Raw genomic sequence first — 993 nt, 5'->3', positions numbered from 1 at the left:
CGCTATAAATATTTTTTATCTTTATCTATCGCCTATTGTGAATCAGGAAATATCCTATCTCATTCTTTCATACATACATTGGGAAAACTCCCTATCTTTAGTCTTTTACCTGTTAGCACAAACGATAAGAGTCAGGAAAACATGGAGTAAAATATCCTATGTGCACTAAAAAAGAGGTTGACCCAACTTCAACCTCTTTTTTTATAATTCCTGTAATAAGTATTTAAAAAGTTCTAAATTCCCTTTTTCTTCATTAACCAAGTATTCTGGGTGCCACTGCAAGCCCATAATGCGATGACCATCTACAGCTTCAATGGCTTCGATGGTGTGATCGCGCGGATCAAAGGCGGTTGCACGGAAATTTGGTGCGAGATCCTTGATGCTTTGACGGTGCACGGAATTAATCCGACTGGCCTGTCCAAAAAGCTGTTCTACCACACTGCCTTTTTTAGTCTGGATAGAATGGGAAGTCCCAAACGGAAGTCCTTGCCAATGCCCTTCGATCTCTTGGTTGAGTGTTCCTCCAAAAGCCACATTGATCAACTGAACCCCACGGCAAATTCCTAGAACCGGTTTGTTTTGGCGTACTGCTTCCTTCAGTAGGGCAAGCTCAAATTGATCGCGTTTGATGTTGTAATCGTCGCTCTCGATAGTTTTTTCTTCACCATAAAGACTCGGCTCCACATTTTGGCCCCCACTCAAGATCAATTTATCAATGGTTTCAACATAATCCTTGACTAAGGAAATATCTCCCATCGGAATAACCATTGGAAGTCCGCCTGCTTGACGAATCCCTTCTGCAAACTGGCTGGAAACGGAGGAATGAAGGTTCTTCCCTTCCGGATCAACCGGACAGAGATTAGCGGATACTCCTACTATGGTTCTGCACATATTCATTCCTCCTTTATTATTTCATACATTCATCTTATCACCTATTAATGATCGTGTCTAATATGTATTTTTAAAGGAGATGATAAATAATATTTATCGCGT

The 993-nt window shown here is 40.8% G+C and carries 1 protein-coding gene; it reads right to left on the bottom strand.

Annotated elements, in window-relative coordinates:
* Window positions 1-201 precede the first annotated feature (201 nt).
* The gene (locus tag ACESR9_RS10165) at window positions 202-891 is read right to left on the bottom strand and encodes a gamma-glutamyl-gamma-aminobutyrate hydrolase family protein (protein ID WP_049486542.1); all 690 of its coding nucleotides are present in this window, start codon (window positions 889-891) and stop codon (window positions 202-204) included.
* Between the last annotated feature and the right edge of the window lie 102 nt (window positions 892-993).

Origin of the sequence: Streptococcus parasanguinis (assembly GCF_964238605.1) — a bacterium.
Lineage (GTDB): Bacteria > Bacillota > Bacilli > Lactobacillales > Streptococcaceae > Streptococcus > Streptococcus parasanguinis_AJ.
The sequence above is the reverse complement of the archived record's forward strand: the minus strand, read 5'-3'. Positions and strand labels throughout refer to the sequence as shown.

What these genes read in the sequence shown, in the direction of transcription:
- ACESR9_RS10165 (WP_049486542.1), bottom strand. Translation starts at nt 891, where the DNA reads ATGTGCAGAACCATAGTAGGAGTATCCGCTAATCTCTGTCCGGTTGAT.